Origin of the sequence: Falsiroseomonas ponticola (assembly GCF_016805305.1) — a bacterium.
Taxonomy (GTDB): Bacteria; Pseudomonadota; Alphaproteobacteria; order Acetobacterales; family Acetobacteraceae; genus Falsiroseomonas; species Falsiroseomonas ponticola.
Genome location: NZ_JAERQN010000002.1, coordinates 102,955 through 127,919, shown reverse-complemented (window position 1 = coordinate 127,919; position 24,965 = coordinate 102,955). Strand labels below are relative to the sequence as shown.

Below are 24,965 nucleotides of genomic sequence, written 5' to 3'. Positions count from 1 at the left end.
ACCGGGATCAGCGGCCCTTGAACTGGGGGGGGCGCTTCTCGAGGAAGGCCTTGCGGCCCTCATTGTAGTCCTCGCTCGCGAAGCAGGCCTTCACCATCGCGTCGCAGGCGGCCTCGTTCGCGGCGCCACGGTCCTTCAGCGCCTCCCCCACGATGAACTTCACGCTGCCGACCGTCAGCGGCGCATTGCCGGCGATGGTCTTCGCATAGTCCAGCACGAAGTCTTCCAGCTTGTCGTTCGGCACCACGCGGTTCACCAGGCCCATGATGCGGGCTTCCTCGGAAGACCACTTCTTCGCGGTGAAGAAGATCTCCTTGGCGAAGGAAGGGCCGACGAGATCGACCAGGCGGCGGATGCCGGCCAGCGGATAGCCGAGGCCGAGCTTGGCCGCCGGCACGCCGAAGCTCGCCGTCTCGCCGCAGATGCGCATGTCGCAGCAGACCGCGAGCGCGGTGCCGCCGCCGATGCAATGGCCCTGGATCATCGCGATGGTGGGCTTCGGGCTTTCCGCCAGCGCGTCATAGACCTTGGCGGTCTGCGCCTGGTAGGCGGCGACGGCGGCTTCGCCGCTGCGCTCGGATTCAAACTTCGAGATGTCGGCGCCGCTGACGAAGGCCTTGCCGCCCGCGCCGGTCACGACGATGACGCGCACCCCGTCATCCGCCTTGAAGTCGGCCAGGATGCGTTCCGCCGCCTGCCACATCTCCATGGAGACGGCGTTGTGGCGTTCGGGGTTGTTGAAGGTCATCCAGCCGATGCCATCGGCCTTGCGGGCCAGCATCTTCTCGCTGCCCGTCACCATCATGCCGTCCATGTTCTGTCCCTCAAACGCCGGCGCGGCCTTCGGCCGCTTGGCTTCGCGCCTACGCGCTGTGGCGCTGGTTGCGATGTCGGTCTGCGCGCGGGCCGCCTTTCGGCGGCCAACGCCATGCTTGGGCCGTCAGACCACCTGGCGGGCGCGCAGGTCGTCGATGGCGGCCTGGTCGAGGCCGAGTTCGGCCAGCACCTCATCCGTGTGCTCGCCGAGTTCCGGCGGGTGGCTCACGATGTGGCTCGGCGTGCGGGACAGCTTGATGGGCTGGCCGACATAGGCGACCTCCCCCTTGTTCCCGCCATTGAGCTTCTGCGCGATGCCGAGGTGCTGGACCTGCGGGTCGGCGAACATCTCATCCACCTTGTAGATCGGGCCGCAGGGCACGCCGGCCTCGTTCAGCGCCGCCACCCAATGCGCGGTGGTGTTGGTCAGCGTCGTCTTCTCGATCTCGGCGTTCAGCTCGTCCCGGTTCTGGCTGCGGCCGGCGGCGGTCTTGTAGCGGTCATCGGCCAGCAAATCGTCGCGGCCGAGCGCCTTGGCGCAGCGCTCCCAGATCTTGTTGCCGCTGGCCGCGATGTTCATGTAGCCGTCGCTGGTGGTGAAGACGCCGGTCGGGATGCTGGTCGGGTGGTTGTTGCCCGCCTGCTTCGGCACCTGGCCTTCCATCAGCCAGCGGCTGGCCTGGAAGTCCAGCATGAAGATCTGCGCCTGCAGCAGGGACGACTGCACCCACTGCCCCTTGCCGGAGACCTCGCGCTCCAGCAGCGCGATCATGATGCCCTGGGCCGCGAAAAGCCCCGCGCAGAGATCGGCGATGGGGATGCCCACGCGCACGGGCCCCTGGCCCGGCAGGCCGGTGATGGACATCAGGCCGCCCATGCCCTGCGCGATCTGGTCGAAGCCCGGCCGCGTGGCATAGGGGCCGTCCTGCCCGAAGCCGCTGATCGAGGCATAGACCAGCTTCGGGTTCACCGCCGACAGCGCCTCATAGTCGATGCCGAGGCGCTTCTTCACATCGGGGCGGAAATTCTCGACGACGACGTCGGCCTTCTCCACCAGCTTCTTCAGCAGCGCGACGCCGTCCGGCGACTTCAGGTTCAGCGTCATCGCCCGCTTGTTGCGGTGCAGGTTCTGGAAGTCCGATCCCGCGCGCGGGCCGCCCATCGGGTCGCCCTCGTCGAGCGCGGGCGGCAATTCGATCTTGATGACGTTGGCGCCCCAATCGGCCAGCTGGCGCACACAGGTGGGGCCGGAGCGGACGCGGGTCAGGTCGAGCACCGTGAAGCGCGACAGGGCGGAGGACGCTTGGGGGGTGGGGCTCATCGGCGGGTTCTCCTGGACCCGGCCTGTCTAGCACCGCCCCCCGCCGGCGCAAATCCGCCCGCGCCAACTGTTGACAGATGGCAGTTCGCAACGGCACGCTCCAAGGCATGGAGGAGATGGCCCAAGCCGGTGCTGCACCCGCGCCCAGCGCGCTGGACATCGTGCGCACGCGCTCGCTCGCCTCCCTCGTCGCCCAGGAACTCGAACGCATGATCCTCTCCGGCGCCCTGCCGGCCGGGGAGAGGCTGAACGAGCAGCAGCTGGCCGCCCAGCTCCGCGTCTCCCGCGGCCCGGTGCGCGAAGCGGTGCGGGGGCTGGAGCGTTCGGGCCTGGTCGTCGCGGTGCGCAACCAGGGCTCCTATGTCCGCACCGTCAGCGCGCAGGAAGCGCTGGAGATCTACGACCTGCGCGCCGCCATCACGGGCCTGGCCTGCGCGCGGCTCGCGGAATCCGCCACGCCGCCGCAGCTGGCGGCCTTGCGCGCGCTGGTGAAGCGCATGGATGCGGCGCGGCGCGCCGACGACCCGCCCAGCTACTACGCCGCCAACCTCGACTTCCACACCGCCCTGCTCGGCTTCGGCGGCGGGCCCCGGTCCCAGCGCCTCTACGAGGATCTCGGCAACGAGCTTCACCTGTTCCGCCGCCGCGCGCTGGTGCAGCCCGAGAACATGCGGGAGAGCAATGCGGAACACGCCGCCATCCTGAAGGCCATCGCCGCCGGCGATGCGCCGGCCGCGCGCGCGGCGGGGGAAGCGCATATCGCCGGCGGCAAGCGCCGCTTCCAGGCGACGGATGCCACGACCACGCATCAGACAACAACGCCCGGCAAAGGGCGAAAGGGAGAGAACGACGATGACCAGGACGATCCATCGCCGCCACCTGCTGCTGGCCGGCGCGGCGGCGGGGCTCGCCGCGCCGGCTAGGGCGCAGGAACGCTTCCCCTCCCGCACCATCGAGGTCGTGACCCATGCCGGCGTCGGCGGCGGCACGGACATCACCGCGCGGATGATGATGGTGCAGGCGCCGGCCGAGTTCGGGCAGGAATTCATCGTGGTGAACCGCACCGCCGGCAGCGGCGCGCAGGCGCTGCAATACCTCGCCAGCAAGCCGGCCGATGGCCACACCATCATCCTGGTGACGCAGACCCACCTGCTGACGCAGCTGCGCAACCCGAACCTGCCGCAATTCGGGGACCTGGTCCCGGTCGCGCGCGCCACCGCGGACCCGCAGCTGGTGCTGGTGCGGCGCGACAGCCCCTTCCGCACGCCGGCGGACCTGATCGCGGCCGGCAAGGCCCGCAGCCTGCGCTTCGGCGGCACCCATGTCGGCGGCGTCGATCACGTCACCATCTTCGCCTTCGGCCGCGCCGCCGGCCTCCAGCGCCCCACCCTCGTGCCCTTCCGCGGTGGCGGCGAGATCGTGATCAACCTGGTCGGCGGCAACATCGACACCGCCGTGGTCAACCCCGGCGAGGCCGAGGCGCAGCTCCGCGCCGGCGAACTCCGCCCGCTGATGTCGCTGGCCGATACGCGCATCGCCGCCTTCGGCGAATTGCCGACGGCGAAGGAGCTCGGCATCGATGCCACGGGCTACACGCTGCGCGGCTTCTGCGTGCTGAAGGGCACGCCGGAGGATCGCGTCGCGCGGCTGGAACAGGGCCTGATCCGCGCCATGTCCGGCCCCATCTACAAGACCTACCTGGAGAATACGGGCCAGGCGCCGGACAGCGTCACGGGGCGGGAAGCCTGGGCCGCGCAGCTCGCGGGCTTCAACAATGACGGGCGCGAAGCCCTGACCGCGCTCGGCCTGCTGCGGGGATGACCAGCCGCTTCGGGACGAACCAGGCGGCCGCGCTCGGCGTCGGGGCGGTCGCGGTGGCGGCCTTCGCCGCGACCTGGGGCTTCGATCCGGTGCCGGAGGGGCTGCCGGGCCTCGGCGCGGTGGAGTTCCCGCGCCTCATCTGCCTGGTGATGGCGGCGATGGCGGTGGCGCTGTTCCTGCAGCCATCGGGGCCGCGCGACCCGGAGATGGCGCCGCCGATCCGCGGCGACGCCATCGCCATCTTCGCCGCCTGCCTCGCCGCCGTGCCGCTGATGGCGGTGATCGGCATGCTCGGCACCATCGCGGCCTTCCTGGCGGTGGCCGGCTGGCTGTGGGGGGAGAGGCGCTGGCCGCTGCTGGCGGGCGTCTCGCTCGGCATGACGCTCGTCATCTGGCTGGTCTTCGTGAAGGTCTTCAGGCTGACCCTGCCGGGCGGCATGCTGTTCGGGGGATAGGGTCTTGGAAGCGTTCCTCGGCGGGCTCGCCATCCTGGTCGATCCCTATGTCATACTGATGGTGCTGGCGGGCACCGTGCTCGGCATCTTCGTGGGCGCGCTGCCCGGCATCAGCGGCTCCACCACCATCGCGCTGATGCTGCCCATGACCATCGCCATGGGCCCCATCCCCGCCATCTGCTTCCTCGGCGCCATCTACTGCGCCGCCAATTTCGGCGGCTCGATCACCGCCATCATGGTGAATGCCCCGGGCGATCCCTCGGCCAGCGCCACGGCGCTGGAGGGCTTCAAGATGGCGGAGAAGGGGCAGGCGGGGCTCGCGCTCGGCATGTCCGCGATCTCCAGCGCCATCGGCGGCATCGTCAGCGTCATCGTGCTGATCATCGCGGCGCCGCTGCTGGCGCGCGCCGCCTATTCCTTCGGGCCGCCGGAGTATTTCGCCCTCGCGCTCTTCGGCCTGTCCATGTGCGCGGCGATCGGCGGCGACAGCGCGCTGAAGAACCTGATGGCGGCGGCGCTCGGCCTGCTGATCGCGACCGTGGGGATGGACCTGACCACCGGCGTGGAGCGCTACGCCTTCGGTGTCATGGAACTGTCGGACGGCATCGGCTTCGTCCCTGTGCTCATCGGGCTTTTCGCGGTCGGCGAGATGCTGGACCAGGCGACGCGGCGGCTCGGCAAGCCCGCCATCATCGCGCTCGATGCCGCGCGCGTGCCGGGCTGGGCGGAGATGCGCAAATGCTGGCGTTCCATCTGGATCGGGAGTGGCATCGGCACCTTCATCGGCGCGCTGCCGGCCCTTGGTGCGACGACGGCCGCCCTGATCGGCTACAACGAGACGCGGCGCTGGTCGAAGCACAAGCATGAATTCGGCCATGGCAGCATCGAGGGCGTGGCCGGGCCGGAAGCCGCGAACAACGCCGCCGTCGGCGGATCCATGGTGCCGACGCTGGCCCTGGGGATTCCGGGCAGCGCCACCACCGCCATCATCCTGGCGGGCCTGATCGTGCAGGGCGTGCGGCCGGGGCCGCATCTGTTCACGGAACAGCCGACGCTGCTCTACGCCGTCTTCGCCTCCATGCTCGCGGCCAACATCTTCTACCTGGTGATGGGGCTGACCATGGCGAAGCTCTTCGCCCGCATCAGCCTGATCCCGCCCGCCTTCCTCTGGCCCTCCGTCTTCGCGCTGTCGCTGATCGGCGCCTATGGGCCGAACCAGTCCATGGGCGATGTCTGGGTGATGATGGTGGCGGGCTTCGTCGGCCTGCTGTTCCGCCGCGCCGGCTTCTCCCCCGCCCCGCTCATCATGGGCCTTGTGCTGGGCGGCATGGTGGAGGAGACGCTGAAGCAGTCCCTCATCATCTTCGGCGATGACCTGACCGGCTTCCTGGGTCGCCCGATCGCGATGACGCTGATCGTGGTGACGCTGGCCGGGCTGCTGTGGCCGCTGCTGGCCCGAGGGCTGCGCGCGGCGAGGGCCTGATACCGATGTGCGGAAATGCTGACGCATTTCCGCCCTCAGACGCCGGCGCGGCCATCCGGCCGCTTGGCGTCACGGCAGTGGCGTGACCGTGCCGAAGGCACGCCTGCGGCGTGACGCATAAGCGGCGGGCCGCATTCGCGGCCTCGGCCGACGGTGTCGGCCGCAGGTCACGACATGGGCTTGGCGGTATGAGTGCCGCGGACACGGATGCGTGAGGCAGCGCGCCACGGTGGTTGGAACCGTGGCGCCTGTTTGACATTTCCTGCCTGCAACGCTTCGCTGGCTTGGCCGGTCGGGGCTGGCGGGGATAAGGTCATCCACCGGCTTCCCCGTCGCCTCTTGGCCGGGCTGGTCGGGGCAGCGCCCCGAACCCTGGATGCCCCCCATGGCCACCTCGTCCCCCCCTTCCCCCGCGCCGCTGGCGGCCGATGCCGGATAGGCGGCTGCGCTTCCTGGCGGAGGGCGGCGCCCTCGCCGCCCTCATGCGGGACCATGACTGGCGCGCCACGCCGCTCGGCCCGCCGGAGGATTGGCCGGAGGCGCTGAGGACCGTCGTCGGCATCATGCTCGGATCGCGCCAGCCCATGTTCGTGGCCTGGGGCGCGGAACGGACGATGCTCTACAACGATGGCTACGCCGTGCTCTGCGGCGCCCGCCATCCCGCCGCGCTCGGCCGGCCGTTCCGGGAGGTGTGGTTCGACATCATGGAGGATGTCGGCCCGATCCTGGAGCGCGCCTTCGCCGGGGAGGCGACGCATATGGACGAGATCGCCCTCGTCATGCATCGCCATGGCCATCCGGAGGAGGCGCATTTCTCCTTCTCCTACACGCCGGTGCGGGATGAGGAAGGGCGCGTCGCCGGCATGTTCTGCGCCTGCGCGGAGATCACCGCGCGCGTCATGACCGAACGCCGCCAGGCCTTCGGCCTGGCGCTGGACCAGGCGCTGCGCCCGCTGACCGACCCGGCGGCGCTGACGGCGCTGGCGCTGTCCATGCTCGGCCAGCACCTGCGCGCCGGCCGCTGCGGCTTCGCGGAGGTGGATGAGGCCGGGGCGGCGCTGCGCGTCACCGCCGAATGGTCCGATGGCAGCCTGCCCGCCCTGCCGCCGGGCACGGCGCTGATGGAGGCCGATGCGGCGCTGATGGCGGTGGACCCGCCGCGGCAGGGAACGCCGCATGCGGATGCGGCCGCGCAGGTCGCGGTCCCCCTCGCCCGGTCGGGGCGCCTGGCCGGCGTGCTCTACCTGCACCAGGCCACCCCGCGCCGGTGGCTGGCGGCGGAGCAGGACCTGGTGCGGGAGATGGCGGAACGCATCGCCGCCAACCTGGCGCGCGCCCGCGCGGAGGCCGCGCTGCGCGCCAGCGAGGCGCGGTGGCGCGGCCTGTTCGCCGCCATGCATGAAGGCTTCGCGCTGTGCGAGATGGTGCGCGACGCGCAGGACCGCGACATCGATTTCCGCTTCCTCGAGGTCAATGACGCCTGGGAGAGGCTGACCGGCATCACGCGCGAAGCGGCGGAGGGGCAGCTCATCACCCGCCTCATCCCCGGGATCGAGCCCTACTGGATCGAGACCTATGGCCGCGTGGTCCGGACCGGGGAGCCCGCCCACATCGAATACCGCGTCGGCACGCTGAACGCCTGGTTCGAGGTCTTCGCCTATCGCACGGAACCCGGCCGCTTCGCCGCCCTGTTCCTGAACGTGACGGAACGCAAGGCGTCGCAGGAACGCCAGGCGCTGCTGGCGCGGGAGGTCGATCACCGCGCCAAGAACGCGCTGGCGGTGGTGATGGCGGCGCTGCGGCTGACGCGGGCGGAGACGCTGCCCGCCTATCGCGCCGCGGTGGAGGGCCGCGTCGCGGCGCTGGCGCGGGCGCAGACGCTGCTGGCGACCGAAAGCTGGTCGGGCGCGGAACTGCAGCGGCTGCTGGAGGGCGAGTTGCGCCCCTTCGTGGCGGAGGGCCAGCGCCTGGTGCTGGAAGGCCCGGCGGTGCAGTTGCAGGGCCGCGCCGTGCAGCCGGTGGCGATGGCGATTCACGAACTCGCGACCAATGCGACCAAGCATGGCGCGCTGTCCGTCGCCGGGGGCGGCGTGGCGGTGCGGTGGTCCGTGGACCAGGCCGGCACCACGCTCGCGCTGCGCTGGCAGGAGGAAGGCGGCCCGCCGGCGCGCCCGCCGCAGCGCCAGGGCTTCGGCAGCCGCGTGCTGGAAGCCACCATCCGGGGGCAGCTGGGCGGCAGCATCGCCCTCGAATGGTCGGCGGAGGGCCTGGCCTGCGCCATGACGCTGCCGCTGGCCGGGCCGGTGGCGGAGGAAGCGCCGATCCCGGAGGGCGCGGCCGCCTGACAGCCGCGTGCGGCGATGCTGACGCATTGCCGCCCTCGAAGGCCGGCGCGGCCTCGGCCGGCGGGGCTGGCCGCGGGCCACGGCATGGGCCCGGCGGCATGGCGTGACGGGGCCCCGCACCTGTTCAGGTCGGGCGGAATCGCCCGACAAACTGGAACATGCGTGAAGACAGGCGTCTGGACCGGTCTCAGCGTCGCTGCGGACGCTGAAGCCGGGCTAGGCCTCCGGCGCCAGCACCGCGGGGGTGATGGTCCAGGCGACCTCGCCGGGCGCGGGCGGTTCCATCAGCAGCGGCAGGGCGTTGGGGGTGCGGACATTCGCCTCCAGCCCCGCCTCCATCCGCAGCGCGCGGAACAGCGCGCCATGCGCCACCACCAGCACGGGGCCGGGGCGGGCGACGGCCGCGTTGATGCCGCGCACCGTCCGCGCGCGCAGCTCGGCGAAGGTCTCGGCGCCCTTCGGCGTATAGCCGCCGGCGATCCAGTCATCGTACCAATCGCCCATGGGCAGGCCTTCCTGCTCCCCGAAATTCACCTCCTGCAGGTCGGGGTCCAGGCTGACGGGCAGGCCCAGCGCCTCCGCCGCGATCTCCGCCGTCCGGCGCGCGCGCAGCAGGGGGGAGGCGACGATGGTCCTGATGGGCGTCTCGATGGGCAGTCCGGCCAGCGTCCGCGCCGCGCGCCGCGCCTGCGCCAGGCCGACGCTATTCAGCGGGATGTCGGTGCGGCCCTGGGAGAGCCCCTGGGCGTTCCAGTCGGTCTCCCCATGGCGGAGGAACCAGAAGGTGGTGGGGGTCAATCCGGGCATGACGATCCTTGGGGCTATCCTTGCGCCGCTTCGCGCGCCTTGGCCGCCGCCACGCCCGGCATGGCGGAGACCTGGTCGGTCAGCGCCAGCAGGGCGGGAAGGTCGGTGATGTCGATCTTGAGGAAGCCGGCGAAGGTGGTCAGCGCGGCCAGGAAGATGTCGGCGCCCGTCGGCTGGTCCGTGCCGCAGAGCGTGCCGCCGCTGCGCGCCAGCGCCGCATCGGCGAAGGCCAGCGCTTCCTTGGCGCGGACCAGCGCCGCGGCGCGCACGGCATTGCCCGCGGCCTCGTTGCCCCCGGCGAAGCGCAGCGGGCCGAAGGCCGGGTTGAAGTGGCGGCCCATGGTCCAGTGGCACCAGGCCAGCCATTCCATGCCCTTGGCGCGGCCGGAGGGGCCCGGCGGCAGCAGCCCGCTATCCGGCGCCGCTTCCGCCAGCCAGAAGATCACCGCGGGGATTTCCGTGATGACGGTGCCGTCCGGCAGCTGCAGGGCCGGCACCTCCCCCTTCGGGTTGATGGCGAGGTAGTCGGCCTTCTTCGTGTCGCCGCCACGCAGCGAGATGAAGCGCAGATCGACCGCCAGCCCCGACACCATCGCCGCCTGGTGGGCGATGGAGCCGGAGGTGTTGGTGGAGGTCCAGAGGACGGGATTCGCCATGGCCCGCGCCCTACAGCGCCAGGCCTTCCTGCGTCAGCGCCCGCTGCACCGCGGGCCGCGCCAGCATGGCGGCGAGATGCGCGGCCAGGTGCGGCGGCAGCTCCATCTTGGAACGGCGCGTGGCCCAGTATTCCACGAAGAACAGCGCGGCATCGGCGACCGAATAGCCGGAGGGCAGCAGGTAGGTGCCGCCCGCCCAGCCCTTCTCCAGCGTGTCGAAATACTTGGCCGCGTTCGCCTTGCCCTGCTCCACCGATTTCGGGAAATCCTCCTCCCGCAGCGTGTAGTTGCCGGGGCGGAACTGGCGGGTGAAGGCCTGGGGGTGGATGGTGCCGCAGACATAGTCCAGCAGCTCCAGGCACCGCGCCTCCCCTTCCAAATCGGCCGGGATCAGCGCGGCGGCGGGGTTGGACTTGGCCAGCCACCAGGCGATGACCGGGAATTCCGTCAGCACCTTGCCGTCGCCGCGGTCCAGCGCCGGCACCTTCGATTTCGGGTTCACCGCCATGAACTCCGCCTTGTGCTGCGCGCCATCCTTCAGCGCGACCAGCGACAGCTCATAGGGCTTGCCCAGCTCCTCGAGGATGATGTGGATGCCCATCGAGCAGGCGCCGGGCGAGTAGTAGAGCTTCATGGCGGGGTTCTCCTCCGAGGCGGCGAAACTGTAGGGCGGGGCCGGAGGGGCGTCACCCCCTCGCCCCCCCTTGGCCGTCCCCCTGGCCCATGCCAAGAGATTATCCCGCCGAGGAGGAAAGATTGATGACGACGCGCAGGACGCTGCTGGCCACGCTTGGCACCGGCCTGGCCTTGCCGGGGCTCGCCCGCGCGCAGGACGCGGCCTTTCCCACGCGCACCGTCACCATCGTGGTGCCCTTCCCGCCCGGCGGCGGCACGGATGTGCTGGCGCGCATCCTCGGCCAGCATTTCCAGGAATCCTGGCGGCAATCCGTGGTCGTCGAGAATCGCGGCGGCGGGGCGGGGCGGATCGGGCTGCAGATGGTGCAGCGCGCGCAGCCGGACGGGCACACGCTGATGGTGACCTCGACCGGCGGGATCATGGGCCTCGCGGGCCCGGGCGGCGACAAGGTCTTCGCGGTGCGGGACGAACTCACGCCCATCACGCTGATCGCCGCCCCGGCCTATGTCATCGCCATGCATCCCGGCGTCGGCGCGCGCAACGTGGGCGAGTTGATCGCACTCGCCAAGGCGCGGCCGGGGCACTTCACCTTCGGCAGCAGCGGCACGGGAGCGGCGAGCCACCTGGCGGCCGAACTCTTCGCCTCCATGGCGGGGATCGAGATGCTGCACGTGCCCTATCGCGGCACGGGGCCCGCGCTGACGGACCTGGTGGCGGGGCGCATCCACCTGATGTTCGCGCCGCCGCAGACCGTCGCCGCTGCCGTCGCCGCCAACCAGGTGGTGAACCTGGCCGTGACGTCGGAACGCCCGACCGCGCTGCTGCCCGGCGTGCCGGCGGCGAATGCGACGGGGCTGCCGGGCTATGCGGCGGTCGGCTGGTTCGGCCTCTTCGCGCCGAAGGGCGTGCCCGCCGGCGTCACGCAGCGCATCGCACAGGAAGCCGCGCGCGCGCTCTCGCTGACCTCCACGAAGGAGCGGCTGGCGACGCTGGGCGCGGAGCCGGAGCCGATGACGCCGGACGCCTTCGCCGCCTTCATCGACCAGGACATCGCGAAATGGCAGCGCGTGGTCCGCGAACGCAACATCACCCTGGAATAGGCCTTCTTCCATGATCCGACTGGCGACTTTCCTCTCCCGCGGCGATGTGCGGCCGCGGCTCGGCGCGGTGCGCGGCGAGGCGATGCTGGACCTGACGGCGGCGCTGGGCGGCGACTGGGACATGCTGCGCGCGCTGGCGCTGCCCGTCGCGGAACTGCGCGCGATCATCGAGGGCGCGAAGGTCGCGCTGCCGCTGGCGTCCTGCCACGTGCTGCCGCCCATCACCAACCCGGGAAAAATCTTCTGCGTGGGCAAGAACAGCAAGGTGCATCGCGCGGAACTCGCCGCGAAGGGCATGCTGCTGGAGGACCCGAAGGAGCCGACGAGCTTCGTGAAGCTGACGGAGACGCTGGTCGGCGATGGCGCGCGCGTGGCACGGCCGGAGGGCATCACGACCTTCGACTATGAGCCGGAGCTGGCCTTCATCGTCACGAAGCGTGCCTTCCAGGTGCCGCGGGAGAAGGCGCGGGACTATGTCGGCGCCGTCACGGTGCTGAACGATTTGACGGCGCGGGAGATCCAGAAGCAGGAGGTGCAGCTCGGCACCAAGTTCTGGGTCTCCAAGAACATGCCGGGCTTCACGCCGGTCGGCCCCTATGCCGTGCCGCTCGCGGACATCGCGGATCCCTACGACCTCTGGCTGACCTGCGTCGTCAACGGCCAGCAGCGGCTGCGCGTGAACACCGACGAATACATCCACCGGATCGAGGGCATCATCGCCCATTTCTCCCGCTTCATGCCCTTCGAGGCCGGGGACGTGATCGCGACGGGCGCGCCGCGCGGCACGGCCATCGGCCAGCCCAACGCGGCGGAACTCTACCTGAAGCCCGGCGATGTCTGCGTCGCGGGGCTGGAGGGGGTGATGGAGATCACCACCCACATCGTGGCTCCCGGCGAAGCGTAAGTGACCGTTTGAGAATGCTGGCGGCTGAGGGTTCGCGAGGGATTTTTCGGCCCTGGCAGGAGCCGGGCGCGGCCGATGCTGGTTGCATCGGCAAGCCGGGCGACGAACCAGGGACGGAAAAGCCCAGCGAAACCGACCCGCCAGTGTTCTCAAACGGTCACTAAGGAGGGGGCCACGACACCACCCGAACCCGCGACCGCCGCGGAGGCGCTGCGCCTCCAGCCCGACCTCGCGGCACTTGTGGTGACGGAGGATGCGCTCGGCCCCGTCCGCGTGCTGGGCGGCGCCGATGCATCCTCGATGCGCTTCGATCCGACGCGGACGGTGCATGCGGCGATGGTGGCGCTGGATGCCGCGACGCTGGCGCCGATCGGCGCCGGCGGCGCCAGCCGGTCCGGCGGCCTGCCCTACATTCCGGGGCTGCTGGGATTCCGGGAGGTGCCGGTGCTGGCCCGCGCCTTCGCGCAATTGCCGGTGAAGCCCGATCTGATCCTCGTCGATGGGCATGGCATCGCGCATCCCAAGGGCCTCGGGGTCGCGAGCCATCTCGGCGTGGTGCTGGACGTGCCGACCATCGGCGTCGCGAAATCGGTGCTGCGGGGCCAGGTGGAGGGCGCGCTACCGGACGTGCCGGGCGCGCGCGCGCCGCTGGTGTGGAAGGGGCGCGTGCTCGGCATGGCGCTGCGCACGCGGCGGGGGGCCAATCCGCTCTATGTCTCGGTCGGGCACCGCGTCTCGCTGGAGACGGCGATCGCCTGGGTGGAACGCACGCTGCGCGGCCGGCGCCTGCCGGAGCCCACGCGGCTGGCGCATGAGGAGGCCGCGCGGGTGCGGCTGGCGGCGGCGGCGGCCGCGGGGTAATCCCCGCCCATGGCACGGATCTGGATGGTGTTCGGGGCGCTGTCGGGCCTCATCGCGGTGGCGATGGCGGCCTATGCCTCGCATGGCCTGGCGCCGGAGCGCGCGGCGCTGGCGACGACCGGCGCCTCGCTGCAGGCCTGGCACGCGCTGGCGCTGCTCGGCGCGGGGCTGCTGGCGGAACGGCGGCGCGGGCGCCTGGTGCATGTGGCGGCGGGGTGCTTCGCGGCCGGGACCATCGCCTTCTGCGGCGGCGTCTATCTGCGGGCGCTGACGGACACCTCGCTCGGCCTGGTCACGCCGCTCGGCGGGACGGTGCTGCTGGTGGGCTGGGGCATCCTGGCCGCGGCCGCCGCGCTGGCGCCCCAGAAGTGATCGCCAGCGCCTATCTGGCGGCCGAGGGCTTCGAAGCCGAGCTGGCGGAGGAGCTGCGGCGCGCCGGGCGGCGCGTGGCAGGCTGGCATGGCCGGCTGGCGCTGTCGCCCGACCCGCCGGCGCATGCCGCCTGGGCGCTGGAATGCTGGACGGCGCCGGCGGAAATCGCCGTGCCCTCCGTCAAGGCGGGCGCCGATGCGCTGCGGGCCATCCAGCGCAACTGGGCCGGCTATGCGGCCGCGCATCATCGCCGCAGCACCCTGATCACGGAGCGCCTGCCGCCGGTGAAGGCACGGCCGCTGGCCTTCCCGGAGCCCGCGCCGACCGGCCATCTCGGCGCCTGGACGCTGCTGGCGCCGGACCGGATGCTGGCCTCCCCCACCAAGACCAGCCCCTTCGTGAATGGGGAGGTCGCCTTCGTGGAGGACAAGGAGGGCCCGCCATCGCGCGCCTACCTCAAGCTGTGGGAGGCGCTGACGCGGCTCGGCCGGTATCCGGGGCCGGGGGAGCGGTGCCTCGACCTCGGCGCCGCGCCGGGGGGCTGGACCTGGGTGCTGGCCAGGCTCGGCGCGCAGGTGGCGGCGGTGGACAAGGCGGCGATGGACCCGGGCGTGGCCGCGATGCGCGGCGTGACGGTGCGGGCGGAAAGCGCCTTCGGGCTCGACCCGCGCGCGGAGCCCAAGGTGGATTGGCTGTTCAGCGACGTGATCTGCTACCCCGCACGGCTGCTGGCGCTGGTGCGCCGCTGGATCGATGCCGATGCGGCGCGCAATCTGGTCTGCACCATCAAGTTCCAGGGCGAGACGGACCACGAGGCCGCGGAAGCCTTCGCCGCCATCCCCGGCGCGGTGGTCTTCCACGGCGCCCACAACAAGCACGAGCTGACCTTCGCTCGGCTGGGATAGGGGTACGGCAGCGCCGCCGGAAACCTCGCCGGCCGGGAACGCCCGCCTCAACAGAAACAGCGGTGCGCCAAGCGCGCCGAGGCCGCGAATGCGGCCCGCCGGCAGTCCGGCGAGCCAAGCGCGCGCAGCGCGCGCCCGGCGCCTGAGGGCACGCACATGGTGCGGGCGGCGGGGATCGAACCCGCATGGCCAAAGGCCGAGGGTTTTTAAGACCCTTCCGTCTACCGTTCCGGCACGCCCGCGCCAGGGTGATTATGGCGGCGTGGCGGGGCGCCGGCCAGGGGCCGTTACGGGGCGGCGGCGGCCTGCAGGGCGGGAACGGTCGCCGCCAGCGCCGGCAGCACGGCGGGCAGGGACGCGGCGGGCGCTTCCGGCGCCGGCCGGGACACGCCCCACCATTCGCAGACTTCCTCCCGCCCCCGGGCGCTGCACCAGATGCGCCCCAGCTCCAGCCGCTGCATGCCCAGGCCCTGCAGCACGGCGCGGGAGGCATCGTTGTCGCATTGCACGGCGGCGCGCACCTCCGTCACCTCCAGCCGCGCGAAGATGGCGGCCAGCGCCGCCGGCGCGGCTTCGCGCATGTAGCCCTGGCCGTGATGCGCGCAGCCGAGCCAGTAGGTGAGGATGGCGCGGTCCCGGTCGCGCTCCGACCGCGTGGCGCCGATCCAGCCGATCAGCGCCTGGTCGTCCCGGCGCTCGATCACCAGCGGCACCGCCTGGCCATCCAGCGCGGCGCCGCGCGCTTCCGTCAGCCGCTGCGCCGCGATCTCCGGCGCCAGGCTGGCGGGCCAGGAGGCGAGGCGCGCGCTGACCTCCGGCGCCATGAGACCGGCCAGCGCCTGCGCGTCATCGGGTTGGGGAAGACGCAAACGCAGCCTCTGCGTGTGGATGGGCGCGTCAGGCTCGCCGGATACGATCATACGCGGAAGCTGCCAGCGTTAACGCTTTCTTACCAGCCTCTCGATCAACTGCGGAGCGAATTTTTTTCTCGGGACATCGAAGATACGGGAAAGACTCCATTTCCCATGCACGACCCGCGCGCGATTCGTCGAAAATGCGACGAATCCCGCGATTCCTTTATAGCGTCCTGACCCGGAATGACCGGTGCCCCCGAAGCCGAGCGCCGGGAAGGCCGCGTATTCCACCGCGCGATCCTGCACGAGGGCCCCGCAGCGCACCGAGCGGGCGACCATCGCGGTCTCCGGCGCCGTCGCGCCGAAGAGATAGACGGCCAGCGGGGAGGGCCGTTCCGCCACCCAGGCGATGGCCGCGGGCAGGTCCGGCAGCGCCAGCACGGGCAGGAGGGGGCCGAAGACTTCCTCCCGCAGCAGGGGGTGGCCGGGCGGGGGGAAGGCCAGCGCCAGGGCACGGTGGCGGGGGCCGGCATCGGGGGCCAGGCGTTCCAGCGCCGCGCCTTCCGCCAGGCGGTCCAGCCGCGCGGCCTGGGCCTCATTCGCCAGCGCCGTCTCCGGCAGGCCGATGCCGGTGGCGCGGCAGGCCTGGGCGAAGGCCTCCGGCGTGTGGCCGACCAGCAGCACGGTGTCGGGCGCCACGCAGGTCTGGCCCGCATTCACCGCCTTGCCCACCAGGATGTCCCGCGCCGCCCGCGCCAGGTCAGCGCCCGGCAGGACCAAGGCGGGGCATTTGCCGCCGAGTTCGAGCGTCACGGGCACCAGGTTCCGCGCCGCGGCTTCGGCCACCTTGCGGCCCGTGGTGGTGCCGCCGGTGAAGACCAGGTGGTCCCAGGGCTGGGCGGCGAAATCGGCCGCGACATCGGGCCCGCCCTGCACCGTGGCCGCGATGGCGGGGCCCAGCGCCTCCTCCAGCACCCGGGCGATCAGGGCGGCGCAGCGGGGCGTCCCCTCGCTGGGTTTCACGGCCACGCGGTTGCCGGCGGCGATGGCGTCCACCACGGGCACCAGGGCCAGCTGCACCGGGTAGTTCCAGGGCGCCATGATGCCGATGATGCCCTTGGGCACCGGCTCCTCCCAGGCGCGGGTCGGCCAGAAGGGATAGGGCACGGCCACGCGCTTCGGCTTGGCCCAGGACCGCACATGGCGGCGCGAATAGCGCGCGGCATCGACGGCGCAGAGCACATCGGCCAGCAGCGTCTCCAGCCTGGAGCGCCCGCCATAATCGGCATCCAGCGCCGCGGCGATCGCCTCCGCATGGGTCAGCAGCGCATCGGCCAGCCGCGCCAGCAGGTCCCGGCGCGCCTCCACCCCGATGCGTCCGTCGCGGGCCTCCGCCGCGCGCAGCGTCGCCAGCGCTTCGGCCGGCGTCATGCGCGCGGCCCGGGATGCAGCAGCGCCGCCGCGGCCGCCTGCCCTGACTGCACCGCCGCATCGATGGTCGCGGGCAGACCCGGGAAGGTCCAGTCGCCGGCGAGGGCGAGGTTCGCCAGCGGCCGGCGCGGCGGCGCGGGGCGCGGGCCGACGGCGTGGCGGGGCGTCGCGCGGCGTTCGCGGACAGCCCGGGCGGCGGGGGCACGGATCGGCCATTCGCCCGGCAGGCGGAAGGCCATGGCGGCGGCCAGCACTTCCGGCCAGATGCGCTCCGCCGCCTCGGCGTCGGAGAGCCCGACCCCATCATCGGCCGCGCTGACCGTCACGGAGACGCCGGAAGGCCGCACCAGCACCCATTGGCCGAGCCCGCCGAGCAGCCCGATGAAGCGAAGCGGCCCCTGCCCTTCCCGCGCGAAATGGACATTGAGGATGGGGGCATGGGTGGTGGGCGCGGGCAGCTCCGGCAGCAGGCGCAGCGCCTCCCACGGCGGCAGGGCCAGCACCACCTGGTCCTCCGCCGCCAGGCGCTGCGCCGTCTCCCCGAAATCCAGCGCCGCGGCCCGGCCTTCCGCGCGCACCAGGCCGCGCAGGCGGGACCCGAAGCGCACCGCGCCGCCATGCGCGCCGATCGTCGCCAGCGCCGGTGCCACCAGATCCGGCCCCAACCCGCGTTCCGCCACCAGCAGCCGCGCCGCCCCCGGCGCGCCGAGCCTGCGCAGCACGGTGCCGAGCAGGCTGGCGGAGGCCTCCGCCACCGGGGTGTTCAGCGCCGCCACGGTCAGCGGCTCCACCAGCGCGCGCAGCAGCACGGGATGGCGGGCGAAGGCGGCTTCCACGCTGCGGTCCCGCCCCGGCAGGGCCAGGCGCAGCAGGGCGAGGAAGCCGCCCGCATCCATCCCGGCCGGGCGCATCGCGGGGCGCAGCCAGCCGACCGGGGCCAGCGCCACGCGGCGCGCGGCGTGGTCCGCCAGGTCCAGCACCGGCAGCCCCCCGGGCTCCGGCTCCACCCAGCCCTCCAGCGCCCCCACCTCCCGCAGGAAGCCGAGCGCCGCCTGGTTCGCGCCGAGCAGCGCATGGGTGCCGTTATCCGTGCCATCCGGCAGCGCCCGCGCGCGGCCGCCCGCGCCGGGCGATGCCTCATGCACCACCACGCGCCGCCCGGCCTTGGCGAGCGCCAGCGCCGCGGCCAGCCCCGCCACCCCCGCGCCGATGACGTGGACGGTCATCCCGGCTTCATCGCCAGCAGCGCCATGCGCAGCTTCTCCTCCCGCGTCAGGCGCGGCCGGAGGCGCGGGGCGGCGAAGCCCTGCGCCTGCATGCGCTCGAACAGGCGGCGATAGCCCCACATCATCACGACGGCGGGCTTCAGCGCGGCCGGGTCATGTTCCCGCAGCTCCGCCTCCGCCCGGGCGAAGCCGGCGGCGGCGCGATGGGCCAGCTCCTCGCAGCAGCGGGCGAAGCCGGGATCAGCGACGATCTCGGCCGCCGCCGTCGCCGTCACGCCATGGCGCGCCAGCAGGTCCGCCGGCACATAGACGCGGTCGATCGCCGCATCCTCATCCACGTCGCGCAGGATGTTCACCAGCTGGAAGGTCCGGCCGAGCGCGAGGCCGAAGCCCTGCGCGCCCGGCGCGCCGAAGATGCGCACCGCCATGGCGCCGACGCTGCCGGCGACGCGGCGGCAATATTCGTCGAGCGCCGTCTCCGTCCGCAGCCGCAGCGCGGGCGTCGCATCCGTCTCCATCCCCGCGATCATCGCCTCGCATTCCGACAGCGGCAGCGCGAAGTCCCGCCGCGCCCAGGCGAGTTCGGCGGAAAGCGCGCAATCCGGCGCCTCCAGCTTGCTGCGCCACTGCGCGAGGAAGCGGCGCTTCTCGGCTTCCGGCATGGCGCCATCGGCGATGTCGTCCACCGCGCGGCAGAAGCCATAGACGGCGAAAAGGGCGCGGCGCCGCTGCCCCTTCAGCACCGCCATGCCCCGCGCGAAGGATGACTTTGCCCGGGTTACCCGCGCCCTGACCACCGCGGCATCGGAGGGTGGCGGCAGGGCGAGGCGGGCGAAGGCCTTGGCGAAGTCCGCCTTGCCCAGCGCAACGCGCCCCTGCACGGGGTCATCGGCGCGCAGCTTCGCCAGCAGCCGCCAGCCCAGATCCAGCGTCACCGCCGCCTGGAAGCGCAGGCGGGACCGCAGCAGGCGGGGCAGCGGCGCCGCCTGTTCCATCAGCGCCTCCACCCGGTCCAGCGCCGCATCCAGCACGGCGCGGCGCGCGGGGTTCGCCTTGGCGAAGAACGCGGCCTCCCCTCCCGCCAGCGCCATCCAGGGCACGGGCAGGTAGATGCGGTCCATCGCATCCCGGTCCGGCACCAGATCCTGCAAATGGTTCAGGATCTGCAGCGCGGTGCAGAGGCCGTCGGAGGCATGGCGCGCTTGCGCGTCATCCTCCCCATGCAGGCGCAGCAGCATGCGCCCGACCGGTTCGGCGGAGCGCGCGCAGTAATCCTCCAGCGCCGCCCAGTCGGGGTAGCGGCTGCGGATGGCGTCCTGGCGGAAGGCGGAGAGCAGCAGGCGCGCCTCCTCCGTGCCGACCTCGGCCAGGGGGCCCGCGGGATCGTCCAGCAGCACCTCCATCGCCTCCAGCCGCGCCAGCTTCTCATGGCTGTTCAGCGTGGGGTGGTCGGCGATGTCGTCGGCGGTGCGGACGAAGCGGTAGAAGGCCAGTACCTTCGGGCGCAGCGCGGCCGGGATCAGCCGCGAGGCGACGGGGAAATTCTCCGAATGCTCGTCCCGTGTCGGCGGTCCGGCGGCAACCGCGGTCCCGTCCACGATCAGCCCGTGCCCTGGTAGGCGCGGCCCTTCCAGCCCGCCGGCTTGCCCATCAGCCCGCGCACCAGCGCCGTCCACTGGATGGCCAGCGCCACCGCCACCGTCAGCGGATGCAGCGGGATGGTCCACCAGGGCTCCCGCACCCGCAGCGTGACGGCGGCGCGCAGCGCGAAGCCCAGCGCCAGGGCGATGATCGCCGCCGTGTTCGGCAGGAAGACGAAGGGCCAGAGATGCGCGCCCGCCAGCATGGCGGTCCAGACCGGCAGGCCGACCGGCGTCGCCATCCCCTCCCGCGCATTCTTGCTGAAGCCGGCCCAGCAATCCGCGAAGTTCGTGTACATGCGGCAGGTCGCGAGGCCCGCGCCCTCCACGATCTCCGTCGCATGGCCGGCATCGCGCATCAGCCGCGCCAGGGCGAGGCCGTCATGCAGCACGCCCTTCACCGCCGCATGGCCGCCGGTGTGGTCATAGGCGCCGCGCTCCACCAGCAGCAGCTGCCCGCAGGCCGCCGCCATGCCGGACCGCTTCGTGAAGGCCCGCCCGCCGCCCGGCAGGTAGCAGAACAGGAGGAAATTGATCATCGGCACGGTCGCGGCCTCGCCCAGCGAGGCGATGACCTGGCGCGGCACGCCCGTGACCATCCCGGCGCCGGTGCGCGCGGCATGGCCAGCCATGCGGGCGGCGGCATCGGGGGCCAGGCGCACATCGGCATCGATGAACAGCAGATGCGTGCCCCGCGCGGCATCCGCCAGGCGCTGGCAGGCATGCACCTTGCCCGTCCAGCCCGCCGGCAAGGGCGGCGCCTGTTCCAGCCGCACCCGCGAATCCCGCGCCGCATAGCCCTGCACGATCGCCGCCGTGCGGTCGGTCGATCCGTCATCCATCACGACGACCTCGATCGCCGCCCCCCGGGAGGCCAGCACCGCATCGAGGCAGGCGGCGATGTTCGCTTCCTCGTTCCGCGCCGGGATCAGCACGGAAACCAGCGCGCCATCGCCCGGCCGCCCTTCCGGCGGGCGGACGAGGAACAGGTTCACCACCCCCATCGTCGCCGGGAAGGTCGCGAGCGCCAACGCGATCCAGGCCCAGGTGAAATCCGCAACCATGGTCTAGCCGGCCTCCTGACGGGGGTCGTGGCGGGGGTCGAAGCGTTCGCCGCGCAGCGTGCTGCGCAGGCGGCGCCACAGCTGCCACACGCCTCCCATGCCTTCCGGCCCGCGCAGCAGCGTCTCGAACCTTGCCGGATCGCGGGCGATGGCGTCCAGCGCAAGCCGATCCATCGTCTCCGCCAGAGCGGCGGAGAGCGCCGGCGCGCGGTCATCCCGCGGCAGGGCCAGCAGCGCGGAAGCCTCGATCGGCTCCCCGAAGGCGCAGAGCATCTCCGCCTTGCGCTCCGTCCAGAAGGGGTAGTCGAGCGCGAGCGGGATGAAGAGCGCATCCGGCGCCATCTCCGGCAGCCGGGTCATGCCGGGTGCGATCGGCACGGGGCGTTCGCGCACATCGCTGAAGCGGCCGGGCGCATTCATCCAGAGCATGCGGTCCGGCGCCGCCAGCACGGTCTTCGCCGTGCGCAGGAAGGCGACGGCGCCGCGCGCCGTCCCCGTCTCGATCCCGAAGACGCCGAGGCGCTTCATGAAGGCGTAGCGGCTGAGCGCCTGCGCATCCATCGGGATGAACATGGTCCGCCCGCGGAACAGCCGCTGCGACAGCAGCATGAAGGCGACACCGTCCCACCAACCCGGATGGTTGGCGAAGACCACCAGCGGGCGGCTGCCATAGTCCCGCGGCATCCCCCAGCGCGCCACCCGCGCCGCGCGCATGTGCTTGGCGAAGAAGCGGCGGAACATGAAATGGAAGAAGGCCATGCGCCGCGGATCGAAGAGGGGGACGGGGTTGTCCCCTTCCGGCTTCGGCGCGGCAGGCATGGCCGTGGTTATTCCGCGGCCGCGGCGATTTCGGAATCGCGCCGCCCGGCTTCCCGCGCCGCCTCGCTCATGCCCCGGCCGCCGCGGTCGCGGTCCAGCGCATCGGCGGCGATCCAGCCGGACATCATCACCATCGGCATGCCGGGGCCCGGATGCGCGGCACCGCCGCAGAGATACAGCCCCTTCACCGCCTTGCTGCGGTTGCCCGGCTTGAAGGCGCCGGTGAAGCTGCCATGGCTCGCCAGCCCGTAGATCGCGCCATCCAGCACCTTGTAGCGGTTGTGGATATCGACCGGCGTCAGCTGGCTCTCCACCACGATCCGCTCCTCGATATCCTCCAGCCCCGCGGTGCGCTTCAGCTTGTCGAGGATGGTCTGCCGGTACTTCGGCAGCATCTTGGACCAGTCATGGTGCGGGCGGAGATGCGGCGTGTGGACCAGCACATAGAGCGCCTCACCCCCCGCCGGCGCGGTGGTGTCGTCGCTGCACGACGTCGCGGCGAGATAGGCCGTCGGATCCGGCGCGGGCTCGCCCTTCTTGTAGATCGCGTCGAACTCCTCCTCCGCATCGCGGGAGAAGACGAAGCAGTGATGCGCCAGGTGGTCGTAGCGCTTCTTCAGGCCGAGATAGAGCACGACGCCGCTGCAGGCGGGCTCGAACCCCTTCTTCTCGTACTTCCGGCCGACATCGCCGCCGACCAGCTCCTTGTAGGTGCGGATGGCGTCCATGTTGGAGATGACGGCATCGCAGGCGATCCGCTCCGACCCCACGCGCACGCCCTTGATGGCGCCATTCTCGATGTCGAAACCCGTCACCTCGGAATTCGGGCGGAGATCGGCGCCGAGGCTGGCGGCCAGCTTGGCCAGGCCCTCCGCCACCGCCCGCGTGCCGCCGACGGGGTACCAGACGCCCTCGCTCGCCTGCATGTCACCGATCGAGCAGACCACCGCCGGCGCCAGGTAGGGGGAGGAGCCGATATACTGGCAGTAATGGTCCAGCATCTGGGCCAGGCGCTCATCCGGCACATGGCCGCGGATCACCTTGGCCGCGGTCTGGCCCATGCGCAGGCTCAACACATCCCGGATCGTCGCGGGATTGAGGTTGGCCTTCATGTCGATGGTGTCGGTCACACCCTCCACCGGCCGCCAGAAGAAGAACTTCTCCGAGACACCATGCAGGTGGCGGCTCTCCTCCTGGAACTTGCGATAGCCCTCCGCCAGGCCACGGCCCGGCGCGAAGGACTCGATCCGCTGCATCATGGTCGGCACATCGGCCATCAGGTCGATCTGCGTCCCATCCTCGAAGAAACACCGCCACTGCGGATCCAGCCGGATCAGCGGCAACTCCTTCGCCTGGTCGAGCCCCGCCTCCGCATAGATCCGGCGCAACACGCGCGGCACCGTCAGGATGGTCGGCCCCATGTCGAAGCGGAAATCGCCACTGCCATCCGGCGCCGACAGGCTCAACACCGCGGCCTTGCCACCCAGCCACGGGTTCTTGTCGAGCAGCGTGACCTTGTGCCCGCGCGCCGCCGCCACCGCCGCCGCCGCGAGCCCCCCCAGGCCACCGCCCACCACCACCACCCGATCAGCCATGCGAACGCACCTCCGTGCCTGAATCAGTAGCATGTTTCCGGGGCATTGCAGGGGGACGCTGTCCCCCTGCACCCCCTGCCAGGAGGCAGCGGCCTCCTGGACCTCAGGTATTGAACGCTGGTCAGGGAGGGGGCTTCAGGCCCCCTCCCTGACCAGCGTTGAAATCTGGCGGGGCCCGGGGGGCGCCACGCCCCCCGGCGGGGGTGCGGGGGCAGCGCCCCCGCGAATCACCCGCGAAACCCGCCTACCGATCCGGCCCGAAGGCCGCGGCCGGCGTGGCCGCCGCGAAGTCGCCGCCGGCCGTGGGGCGGCTGGGCGCGCTGGCCAGGCCGAGGTCCTGCGCCATCAGCCCGGTCGTGATCCGCGCGCCTTCGTAGATGACGGGCAGGCCGCTGCCCGGGTGGGTGCCGCCGCCGACGAGGTACACGCCTTCCACGTCCCGGAACCGGTTGCCCGGGCGGAAGAGCAGCATCTGCGGCAGTTCGTGGGAGAGGTTGAAGGTCGCCCCGAAGCCGACCGCGAAGTCGCTTTCCCAGTCCTGTGGCGCCACGACGCGTTCGTAGCGGATATGGGGCCGCAGGTCCGGCAGGCCCAGCGCCTTCAGGCGGTCGAGGGCGATGTCGCGGTATCGTGCCGCCTGGGCGGGCCAGTCCGGCTGCTTGATGAGGTTCGGCACGGGGACGAGGACGTAGAGTGCCGAGTGGCCCTTGGGGGCCATGGTCGGGTCCGTGGCGCCAGCGTGCTGGACGTAGAGGCTCGGCACTTCCGGGATTTCGCCCCGTTCGATCTGGGCGATGTTCTCCTGGTAGCCTTCGGAGAGCAGGACGTTGTGGTGGGCGAGTTCCGGCAGTTCCCGGTCGAGGCCCAGGTAGAGCATGAAGGTGGAGCAGGAATACTTGGCCTGCCCGATCTTCCGGTCCTTCCAGCCGCGCCGGAGGTGATCCGGGATCAGCTTCGGGATGGCGTGCGCGAAGTCGGCGTTGACGACGACGGCATCGGCCTCATGCCGCACGCCGCCGATCTCCACCCCCTTGGCGCGGCGGCCTTCGAAGCCGATGCGGTCCACGGGGGAGTTCAGCCGGATCTCCGCGCCCAGGCGTTCCGCCACCTTCGCCATGGCGACGGAGACCGCGCCGCAGCCGCCGATGGGGTGGAAGATGCCGTGCTCGTATTCCAGGAAGGACAGGATGGTGAACAGGGACGGGCACTTGAACGGGCTCATCCCCAGGTATTTGGTCTGGAAGGAGAAGGCGAGGCGCACGCGCGGGTCGCTGAAGTGCCGCGCCAGGTCGCGGTCCACCGTGGACCAGGGCTTCATCAGCGGCAGCGCCTTGATCATGTCCGGGCGGATCATGTCGGCGGCGGTGGAGAAGGCGCGTTCCAGCACGGGGCGGAAGGCCGCGAGCTTGGCGCGGTTCTCCTCCATGAAGGGCCGCAGCCCCTTGGCATCCTTGGGCGAGAGCAGCGCGATCGCGGCTTCCATCCGCGCCATGTCGGCGCTGGCCTCGATATGGGTGGCGCTGCCGTCCTTCTCGAAGGTCAGGCGGTATTGCGGCTCCAGCCGCCGCATGTCGATCTCCTGCTCGAGATCGGCGCCGCAGCGCGCGAAGATCTCCTTCAGGATGCGGGGGTAGAGGAAGAAGGTCGGGCCGAGGTCGAACTTGTACCCCTGCTCGGTGGTGAGGGTGCGGGTGCGCCCGCCCACCACCCCGTCCTTCTCGAAGACGGTGACGCGGGCGCCCGAGGCGGCGAGCATCATCGCGGCAGCGAGGCCGCCGGGCCCTGCGCCGATGATGGCCACCTTGGGCCGGGGACGGTGGAGGGCGGGGGAGGAGAGGGGAGCGGTCATGGCG

At 71.9% G+C, this 24,965-nt stretch carries 23 protein-coding genes and 1 tRNA gene; 10 read left to right on the top strand and 14 right to left on the bottom strand.

Annotated elements, in window-relative coordinates; translation table 11 throughout:
• Nucleotides 1–7: 7 nt before the first annotated feature.
• Together JJI54_RS08200 and JJI54_RS08195 are read right to left on the bottom strand one after the other, a co-directional pair.
• Nucleotides 8–814: an enoyl-CoA hydratase gene (locus JJI54_RS08200; protein WP_203072483.1), complete on the bottom strand. Its 807-nt coding sequence runs from the start codon at nucleotides 812–814 to the stop codon at nucleotides 8–10.
• A 126-nt stretch (nucleotides 815–940) separates the two neighbouring features.
• Entirely contained in the window at nucleotides 941–2,137 is a 1,197-nt protein-coding gene (locus JJI54_RS08195; RefSeq protein ID WP_203072482.1) for a CaiB/BaiF CoA transferase family protein, read from the bottom strand.
• A gap of 116 nt (nucleotides 2,138–2,253) precedes the next feature.
• Between JJI54_RS08195 and JJI54_RS08190 the strand changes: the two genes are divergently transcribed.
• The 5 genes from JJI54_RS08190 to JJI54_RS08170 all read left to right on the top strand — a co-directional run bounded on the left by JJI54_RS08190 (nucleotide 2,254) and on the right by JJI54_RS08170 (nucleotide 8,241).
• The gene (locus tag JJI54_RS08190; RefSeq protein WP_226381563.1) at nucleotides 2,254–3,060 is read left to right on the top strand and encodes an FCD domain-containing protein; all 807 of its coding nucleotides are present in this window, start codon (nucleotides 2,254–2,256) and stop codon (nucleotides 3,058–3,060) included.
• Complete coding sequence (locus JJI54_RS08185) at nucleotides 2,990–3,958, top strand: tripartite tricarboxylate transporter substrate binding protein (RefSeq protein ID WP_203072480.1); 969 nt, start codon at nucleotides 2,990–2,992, stop codon at nucleotides 3,956–3,958. The genes JJI54_RS08190 and JJI54_RS08185 overlap by 71 nt, the downstream gene beginning before the upstream one ends.
• The gene (locus JJI54_RS08180; RefSeq protein WP_203072479.1) at nucleotides 3,955–4,413 is read left to right on the top strand and encodes a tripartite tricarboxylate transporter TctB family protein; all 459 of its coding nucleotides are present in this window, start codon (nucleotides 3,955–3,957) and stop codon (nucleotides 4,411–4,413) included. Before JJI54_RS08185 ends, JJI54_RS08180 begins: the two co-directional genes overlap by 4 nt.
• A gap of 4 nt (nucleotides 4,414–4,417) precedes the next feature.
• Nucleotides 4,418–5,896 carry a tripartite tricarboxylate transporter permease gene (locus JJI54_RS08175; protein ID WP_203072478.1) on the top strand — a complete coding sequence of 493 codons (1,479 nt, stop codon included), beginning with the start codon at nucleotides 4,418–4,420 and terminating at the stop codon, nucleotides 5,894–5,896.
• A 428-nt stretch (nucleotides 5,897–6,324) separates the two neighbouring features.
• Nucleotides 6,325–8,241 carry an HWE histidine kinase domain-containing protein gene (locus JJI54_RS08170; protein ID WP_203072477.1) on the top strand — a complete coding sequence of 639 codons (1,917 nt, stop codon included), beginning with the start codon at nucleotides 6,325–6,327 and terminating at the stop codon, nucleotides 8,239–8,241.
• Nucleotides 8,242–8,457: 216 nt separating this feature from the next.
• On the opposite strand, the gene JJI54_RS08165 is transcribed toward JJI54_RS08170, so the two are convergent.
• The 3 genes from JJI54_RS08165 to JJI54_RS08155 are packed head-to-tail and all read right to left on the bottom strand — an operon-like array spanning nucleotide 8,458 to nucleotide 10,338.
• Nucleotides 8,458–9,048: a histidine phosphatase family protein gene (locus JJI54_RS08165; protein WP_203072476.1), complete on the bottom strand. Its 591-nt coding sequence runs from the start codon at nucleotides 9,046–9,048 to the stop codon at nucleotides 8,458–8,460.
• Between the two features lie 14 nt (nucleotides 9,049–9,062).
• Nucleotides 9,063–9,704, bottom strand: coding sequence for a glutathione S-transferase family protein (locus JJI54_RS08160; protein ID WP_203072475.1), 642 nt, complete (start codon nucleotides 9,702–9,704; stop codon nucleotides 9,063–9,065).
• Nucleotides 9,705–9,714: 10 nt separating this feature from the next.
• Nucleotides 9,715–10,338: a glutathione S-transferase family protein gene (locus JJI54_RS08155; protein WP_203072474.1), complete on the bottom strand. Its 624-nt coding sequence runs from the start codon at nucleotides 10,336–10,338 to the stop codon at nucleotides 9,715–9,717.
• A 125-nt stretch (nucleotides 10,339–10,463) separates the two neighbouring features.
• Between JJI54_RS08155 and JJI54_RS08150 the strand changes: the two genes are divergently transcribed.
• The 5 genes from JJI54_RS08150 to JJI54_RS08130 all read left to right on the top strand — a co-directional run bounded on the left by JJI54_RS08150 (nucleotide 10,464) and on the right by JJI54_RS08130 (nucleotide 14,483).
• Nucleotides 10,464–11,441, top strand: coding sequence for a Bug family tripartite tricarboxylate transporter substrate binding protein (locus tag JJI54_RS08150; protein WP_203072473.1), 978 nt, complete (start codon nucleotides 10,464–10,466; stop codon nucleotides 11,439–11,441).
• Between the two features lie 10 nt (nucleotides 11,442–11,451).
• Entirely contained in the window at nucleotides 11,452–12,345 is an 894-nt protein-coding gene (locus JJI54_RS08145; protein WP_203072472.1) for a fumarylacetoacetate hydrolase family protein, read from the top strand.
• A gap of 210 nt (nucleotides 12,346–12,555) precedes the next feature.
• On the top strand, nucleotides 12,556–13,206 hold the full coding sequence (locus JJI54_RS08140; protein ID WP_226381621.1) for an endonuclease V: 651 nt from the start codon (nucleotides 12,556–12,558) through the stop codon (nucleotides 13,204–13,206).
• Between the two features lie 9 nt (nucleotides 13,207–13,215).
• Nucleotides 13,216–13,578 carry a DUF423 domain-containing protein gene (locus JJI54_RS08135; RefSeq protein WP_203072470.1) on the top strand — a complete coding sequence of 121 codons (363 nt, stop codon included), beginning with the start codon at nucleotides 13,216–13,218 and terminating at the stop codon, nucleotides 13,576–13,578.
• Nucleotides 13,575–14,483 carry an SAM-dependent methyltransferase gene (locus JJI54_RS08130; RefSeq protein WP_203072469.1) on the top strand — a complete coding sequence of 303 codons (909 nt, stop codon included), beginning with the start codon at nucleotides 13,575–13,577 and terminating at the stop codon, nucleotides 14,481–14,483. The genes JJI54_RS08135 and JJI54_RS08130 overlap by 4 nt, the downstream gene beginning before the upstream one ends.
• 157 nt (nucleotides 14,484–14,640) lie before the next feature.
• On the opposite strand, the gene JJI54_RS08125 is transcribed toward JJI54_RS08130, so the two are convergent.
• The 9 genes from JJI54_RS08125 to crtI all read right to left on the bottom strand — a co-directional run bounded on the left by JJI54_RS08125 (nucleotide 14,641) and on the right by crtI (nucleotide 24,961).
• Nucleotides 14,641–14,725 (bottom strand) — tRNA-Leu (locus JJI54_RS08125).
• A gap of 45 nt (nucleotides 14,726–14,770) precedes the next feature.
• Nucleotides 14,771–15,352 (bottom strand): GNAT family N-acetyltransferase, encoded by a 582-nt coding sequence (locus JJI54_RS08120; protein WP_203072468.1) that lies wholly within the window; start codon nucleotides 15,350–15,352, stop codon nucleotides 14,771–14,773.
• 69 nt (nucleotides 15,353–15,421) lie between these two features.
• A complete protein-coding gene (locus JJI54_RS08115) occupies nucleotides 15,422–16,768 on the bottom strand; it encodes an aldehyde dehydrogenase family protein (protein ID WP_203072467.1) in 1,347 nt (448 codons plus the stop codon).
• Nucleotides 16,765–17,994, bottom strand: a complete 1,230-nt coding sequence (locus tag JJI54_RS08110; protein ID WP_203072466.1) for a hydroxysqualene dehydroxylase — start codon at nucleotides 17,992–17,994, stop codon at nucleotides 16,765–16,767. The genes JJI54_RS08115 and JJI54_RS08110 overlap by 4 nt, the downstream gene beginning before the upstream one ends.
• Nucleotides 17,991–19,592 carry a squalene/phytoene synthase family protein gene (locus tag JJI54_RS08105; RefSeq protein ID WP_203072465.1) on the bottom strand — a complete coding sequence of 534 codons (1,602 nt, stop codon included), beginning with the start codon at nucleotides 19,590–19,592 and terminating at the stop codon, nucleotides 17,991–17,993. Before JJI54_RS08105 ends, JJI54_RS08110 begins: the two co-directional genes overlap by 4 nt.
• Before the next feature lie 2 nt (nucleotides 19,593–19,594).
• Entirely contained in the window at nucleotides 19,595–20,698 is a 1,104-nt protein-coding gene (locus JJI54_RS08100) for a glycosyltransferase (RefSeq protein ID WP_203072464.1), read from the bottom strand.
• 3 nt (nucleotides 20,699–20,701) lie between these two features.
• Nucleotides 20,702–21,517, bottom strand: coding sequence for a lysophospholipid acyltransferase family protein (locus JJI54_RS08095; RefSeq protein ID WP_203072463.1), 816 nt, complete (start codon nucleotides 21,515–21,517; stop codon nucleotides 20,702–20,704).
• 8 nt (nucleotides 21,518–21,525) lie between these two features.
• Complete coding sequence (locus tag JJI54_RS08090) at nucleotides 21,526–23,112, bottom strand: phytoene desaturase family protein (RefSeq protein ID WP_203072462.1); 1,587 nt, start codon at nucleotides 23,110–23,112, stop codon at nucleotides 21,526–21,528.
• A gap of 244 nt (nucleotides 23,113–23,356) precedes the next feature.
• The gene (gene crtI, locus JJI54_RS08085; protein WP_203072461.1) at nucleotides 23,357–24,961 is read right to left on the bottom strand and encodes a phytoene desaturase family protein; all 1,605 of its coding nucleotides are present in this window, start codon (nucleotides 24,959–24,961) and stop codon (nucleotides 23,357–23,359) included.
• Nucleotides 24,962–24,965 lie beyond the last annotated feature (4 nt).